The organism is Mucilaginibacter arboris (assembly GCF_009754915.1).
Taxonomy (GTDB): domain Bacteria; phylum Bacteroidota; class Bacteroidia; order Sphingobacteriales; family Sphingobacteriaceae; genus Mucilaginibacter_A; species Mucilaginibacter_A arboris.
Genome location: NZ_WPIK01000040.1, coordinates 1 through 2300 on the forward strand (window position 1 = coordinate 1; position 2300 = coordinate 2300).

The following is a 2300-nucleotide window of genomic DNA, read 5'->3' on the forward strand; positions in this document are numbered from 1 at the left end:
GCAACGACGTACTATGTATCGTTGTTGAGTGGGGACGATGGGCGGTCGCTGTCGGAGGCGGGCCATATAAGTACGCCGTGGCGGAGTATTGGGAGGGTCAATGCGGCGATGGGCGGTTTTGTGGCGGGGGACTCGGTCCTGTTCAAAAGGGGGGAGGCGTTTACGGGCACATTGGTGGTAACGGTATCGGGTTCCCCGGGTTCGCCGGTCGTTTTTGGCGCTTACGGGGAGGGCGGGCTGCCGGAGCTGACGGGCTTTACCACGCTTTCGGGCTGGCAGGCAAAGGGGGGGGGTATTTGGGAGGCTGCCGTACCGGGCGGCCTTTCGTACATGAACACGGTCACGGTGAACGGTGCGGCCATGGCCTGCGGGAGGTACCCGAACGCCACGGCTGCGGGCCAGGGCTATCTCTATTATGACAGTTATAACGGTAACACCTCGATCAGTGACAACAAGTTGGCCTCACTTACCAATTTTGCAGGCGGACAGCTGGTGATGCGCAAAACACGCTGGGTAATTGACCGGAACGAAATCCTTTCCCAATCCGGTACGACCATAAACTATAGTTCCCAGTCAGGCTATGGGGGGGCCAAGGGGTATGGTTACTTTATCCAGAACCATCCTGCCACATTAGATACAGAAGGGGAATGGTACTACCAGGGTGGCAGGCTGGGCATTTTTACAAACAATAGCCCTGGCGATAACTACCAGGTACGGGCAGGGGTAACCGAAACGCTGGTACGGCTTTCCAACCAGGGCAATATTTCGTTTGAGGGCCTTCGGCTGAGCGGCGCTACGGTAAGTGCTTTCGAGATCAGCTATTCACAGCATATCCGCATCAGCGGTTGTGAAGTTGTGTTTTCGGGCAAAAATGCTATTAATGCCACGGGCACCGATGGGCTGACGGTAGAGAACACGACAATTGCCCATACGGGCAACAATGCAATCAGCGTGAACGGCGGCAACAATACCATTTTGCGGGGCAACCAGGTAAGGGGCACTGCTGTTTATGCTGGCATGGGGGACGGGGGCGACGGCACGTACGAAGGGGTAACGATAAGCGGCAACAATAACCTGGTGGCAAACAATACGATAGACAGCACGGGCTATATAGGGCTCAACTTTAGCGGGGACAACGTGACGGTGAAAAACAACGTGGTGAGCAACTTTGGCCTGGCCAAGGACGATGGGGGCGGGATCTATACGTGGAACAACGGGACGGGCGCAGCAACAAATTCGGGACGGGTAGTAACAGGCAATATCGTGTTAAACGGGATAGGGGCACCAGGCGGGACAGATAACCCTGCCAAAGCCTATGCCCATGGTATTTATATAGATGATAATGCCGGCCAGGTAGAAATCTCATCCAACACCGTGGCTAATTGTGCCTCTTACGGTGTGTATATCCATAATGCGCATGATATAGTTATTAAACAAAATACGCTTTACAACAATGCGACGCAGTTGTATATGGAACATGACAATGTTGCCGCAGACAGGCCGGTTTACAATTGTACGGTCACCAGCAATGTCCTCTTTGCCAAGCTGGCCACTCAATTGGCAGCAGAATATAAAACGAAAGATAACGACATTGGTAACTTCGGCAGTTTTGATGGGAACTACTACTACCGCCCGCAGGACAATGACCTAACCATAGGCGTGCTGCAACAGGTGAACGGCGTATATAGTTATCAAACGATGGGCGTAGGTACCTGGAAGGCGCTTTACGGGAAGGACGCCAATGCCATAAAACCTTCCCACAGTGTCCCTGCTTATACAATTACTAAGGTAACGGGCGTCAACCAGTTTTCCAACGGCACGTTCGACAGCAATATTGGGGGGCTTTATGCTTATGCTGCTGCTGGTAATTGTGTTACCAGTTGGGACAGCGGGGCGCTGGACGGCGGGGCGCTGAAAGTATCGTTTTCTTCCACAACTGGCAGTTCAAGCTACGGCTCGGTCATTATGGGGGTGGGTGCGGTAACGGCGGGCAAGTGCTACCGTTTAAAGTTTAGCATGCTGGGGGGCAACAGTTACAAGGCGGCCACAACTTACCTTCGCCAGGGCACGGGCAGCTACAGCGACCTGTCGGAAAGGAAGGCGTCCACGATCAGCGGCACAAGGATTGAAAAGGAGTTTTTGTTCACGGCCACGGCCAACGAGGGCAATGCGGCCATAGTGTTCGATGTTCCGGAACAGCCTTCCCCGGTTTATTTTGACAACATCAGGTTAGAACAGGTAGAAGCTACCGCTACCAATGCCGATAACTACATCAGCTTCCTGTACAACCCCACAACTTC

Annotated in this window: 1 protein-coding gene; it reads left to right on the plus strand. The window is 53.5% G+C overall.

Going from position 1 to position 2300, the window contains the following annotated elements; all coding sequences use genetic code 11:
* Window positions 1–108 precede the first annotated feature (108 nt).
* A partial coding sequence (locus GO621_RS18570; RefSeq protein WP_157569877.1) for a right-handed parallel beta-helix repeat-containing protein occupies window positions 109–2300 on the plus strand: 2192 nt, incomplete at its 3' end.